Annotated in this window: 4 protein-coding genes; 2 read left to right on the plus strand and 2 right to left on the minus strand. The window is 74.0% G+C overall.

The features are described 5' to 3' along the window. A partial coding sequence (locus AB0O67_RS37050; protein ID WP_365460435.1) for an ATP-dependent RecD-like DNA helicase occupies positions 1-1,020 on the plus strand: 1,020 nt, incomplete at its 5' end. 114 nt (positions 1,021-1,134) lie between these two features. On the opposite strand, the gene AB0O67_RS37055 is transcribed toward AB0O67_RS37050, so the two are convergent. Then, positions 1,135-1,845, minus strand: coding sequence for a hypothetical protein (locus AB0O67_RS37055; RefSeq protein WP_365460438.1), 711 nt, complete (start codon positions 1,843-1,845; stop codon positions 1,135-1,137). Between the two features lie 47 nt (positions 1,846-1,892). Here AB0O67_RS37055 and AB0O67_RS37060 point away from each other — a divergent pair, with 47 nt between their 5' ends. After that, on the plus strand, positions 1,893-2,081 hold the full coding sequence (locus tag AB0O67_RS37060; RefSeq protein ID WP_365460441.1) for a DUF5703 family protein: 189 nt from the start codon (positions 1,893-1,895) through the stop codon (positions 2,079-2,081). 90 nt (positions 2,082-2,171) lie between these two features. On the opposite strand, the gene AB0O67_RS37065 is transcribed toward AB0O67_RS37060, so the two are convergent. Beyond that, positions 2,172-3,023, minus strand: a complete 852-nt coding sequence (locus tag AB0O67_RS37065; RefSeq protein ID WP_365460444.1) for a chaplin — start codon at positions 3,021-3,023, stop codon at positions 2,172-2,174. Positions 3,024-3,189: the final 166 nt, after the last annotated feature.

Here is a 3,189-nt window from a genome sequence, read left to right on the forward strand (position 1 = left end):
TGGGCGGCCGCGCACGGCCCGGTCGGCCGCGTGCAGTTCGCTGCGCTGCTGGACGGGCCGGAGGCCGGCGTGACGACTGTCGCCGGGCTGCTGGCCGGGGCGGAGGGGCCCGGGCGGGACGCCGACGGCGCGCTCGACCTCGATCTGCTCGTCGTCCTCGACGCGCCCCAGCTCGACGTGGAGGCGGCAGCGCTGCTCGTCGAGTCGCTGCCGGACGGGGCCCGGCTGGTGCTGGCCGGGGACCCCGGGGTGCTGTGGTCGATCGGTCCCGGGCGGGTCTTCGCGGATCTGCTGGCGGTGCGCGGGTGCCCCTGCGTCGCCTCGCGGCGGCCGGATCCCGGGCCGCTCGGGGAGCTGGTGTCGGGCATCGGCGTGGGCGAGCTGCTCCAGGTCGAGGCACCCGGCAAGGAGGTCGTGATCGTGCCGGTGCGGGACGCCGGTGAGGCGGTGCACCGCACGGTGCAGCTCGTCGCCGACTCGGTGCCGCGGGCGATCGGTGTGCCACCGGAGCAGACGGTGGTCGTCACGCCGGTCCACGGGGGCGCGGCGGGGACGCGGGCGCTGAACGCCGCGCTGAAGGAACGCCTGAACCCCGGCCCTGGGCGCTTCGGCGGCTTCGACCCCGGGGACCGGGTCGCCTACTCCCCCGCGCCGGGCCGTACGCTCCCGGGCCAGGTGGTCAAGGCCGACGCCGAGGGGCTGCACCTGTCGTGCGCCGGGGACGCCGTGGTCGTACCGCAGGAGCGGGTGGAGCAGTCCGTACGGCATGGCTGGGCCCTGACCGCGCACCAGGCGGTGGGGACCCGCTGGCCCGCGGTGGTCGCGGTCCTGCCCGGCGATGCCGCCCAGGTTCTGAGCCGCCCCTGGGTGTACACCGCGTTCGGCCGCGCGGAACGCCATCTGTCGGTCGTCCACGGGGTCGACCAGGCCCTCCCGAAGGCGGTCGCGGAGATCCTGCCGAAACCCCGGACGACCCGCTTGCCCAAGCTGCTGGAGGCACAGGTGCCGGTGGGGAGCTGAGGGGCCGGCGTCCGGGACGGCCCGCTGCGGCCACCGGTGCCGGGACGGCGTGAAGCGGCGGCCACGGGGAGTTGGTTCCCCGTGGCCGCCGTTCGTCGTGTGCCGCGTGGCTGGTCAGCGCCGGTCCGCGTCCAAGGGCTCCAGGTCCTCGTCCTCGTCCAGGTCCAGCTCGTCCTCAAGGTCCTCGGGGTCGTCCGGCTCGTCCTCGTCCTCGTCGTCCGGCTCGTCGTCGAAGACCGCGCTGACGTCGAAGCGGCAGACCACGCTCTGCGGGTCGACGGCCTCGAACGGTGCCTCCAGCCACTCACCGGGTTCGGCGGGCTCCTCCGCTGCCGTCACCCACAGTGTGGAGTCGCCCTCCTCCAGGCCGAACTCCTTGTGCCGGGAGGCGATCTCGTCCGGCTCGAACTCGCCGAAGAGGATGCCCAGCGCCCCGTGGATCGTGCTCGCGGCCTCCGCGTCCGTGCTGTCCGCGTCCGCCGCCTCGATCCGCTCGGCCTGCGCCAGCAGTCGCTGCGGTTCCGCCACCGCGTAGTCGCGGCGGATCAGCACACTCAAGGCGTTCGGTTCCTCGGGCCCCGTGTACGGCGGCAGCGCGTCCTCCGCGCCGGGGATCTCGAAGGGCGTGACCTCGTCGTAACGGTCGTAGAGCAGCTCGTCGTACGCCTCTGCGGCCGCGGCCAGCTGGTTGAACGCCTCGTAGACGGCCGGGTCGTCCTCCCCCGACCTGCGTTCGACCGCCGCGAGATGACGGTCGAGCGCGGTCTTGACCGCCTCGGCGGCGGCGCGTACCTCGGCAGCGGTGGGCTGCGCAGCATCAGACATAGGGCAGACGCTATCCGTACCGGGCCGTTGCCCGCACAATAGATGCGATGCCGGAATACGAATTTGTCGACGTGTACGTACCGCGCGGGGTCTCCCGCAAGGACGCCACCCGCCTGCTGACGGACCATGCCGAATACGGGAACTGGGAGTTGCACCGCCTGAGCCTGCTGCGCGACGGCAGCCGCAGGGTACGGCTGCGCCGGCGGATCATCCGCCAGGTGCGCGCCACGTGGTGAGCTGAGGCGGCACGACCGGAACGGAGCGGGCCCCACAGGACGCGGGGCCCGCTCCGTCTCCGGTCGCGCGTGTGCGCAAAAAGGGACGCGCTACGCCGAGGCGCGCGCCCTGCGGTACAGGACGGCGCCCGCCAGCAGTGCCCCCGCGCCCAGCGAGGCGGCCGCGCCCATCGGCAGACCGCTGCCGGTCTGCGCGAGCTGGGAGTCGCGACCGAGCTGTGTGACGGCCGCGCCCCCGGCACGGTCGCCGTCCTTGGAGGCGGTGTCGTCCCCGATGCCGGAGCCGACGACGTCCCTGGTGCCCGAGCTGGAGTCGACGCCCCTGTCGGGGCCGGTGCCGCCGTCACCCGGCGTACCCGGCTGTTCGGGGTTGCCGGGGCCACCCGGGCCCGGGTTGTCCGGCGTCCCCGGCGGGGTCGTACCGCCGTCGCCACCTCCCGGCGGCGTGGTGTGACCGTGGCCGGTGCCGCCGTCGTTGGCGCAGTCGCCGCCCACGGCCGCGTTGCCGACACCGATGACGCTGACGCTGTTGCCGCAGACGTTGACCGGCACGTGGACCGGCACCTGGATGTGGTTGCCGGATCCTACGCCGGGTGAGCCCTCGGTGTGCCCGTCCGCCTGCGCCCCGCCGCCGGAGGAGCCGTGGCCACCGGAACCGCCGTGCTCGTCGCCGTAGCCGCCCGGCGTCCCCTTGCCCCCACCCTGGTTGGCGCAGGAGTTGCCGATCGCCGGGTTGAGGATGCCGACCACGCTGATCGTGTTGCCGCAGACGTTGACCGGCACGTGCACCGGCGCCTGGACCGTGTTGCCGGACAGCACGCCCGGCGAGTTCGCACTGGATCCGCTCGCGCCCGAGTCGGCGTGGGCGTGACCGCTCGCGGCGGCGATCACGCCGGTCGCCGCCGCCACGGTCATCAGTCCCTTGCGGGTGCCCTGTCGCATTGCTGAATTCCTGCCTTCCCCCACTTGACCTACGTGAAAAGACCGGTCGGTCCCGGAGCGCATGGCGTGCGCTCCGGCGACGCGCCGACCCCGCTTCTGCGCTGCCCCACCGCCTCGCGCACCTCAAGGCCCAGACGGAACAGGGCCGCCAGCTGACCAAGAGAGC

The organism is Streptomyces sp. NPDC086077 (assembly GCF_040686175.1).
Taxonomy (GTDB): domain Bacteria; phylum Actinomycetota; class Actinomycetes; order Streptomycetales; family Streptomycetaceae; genus Streptomyces.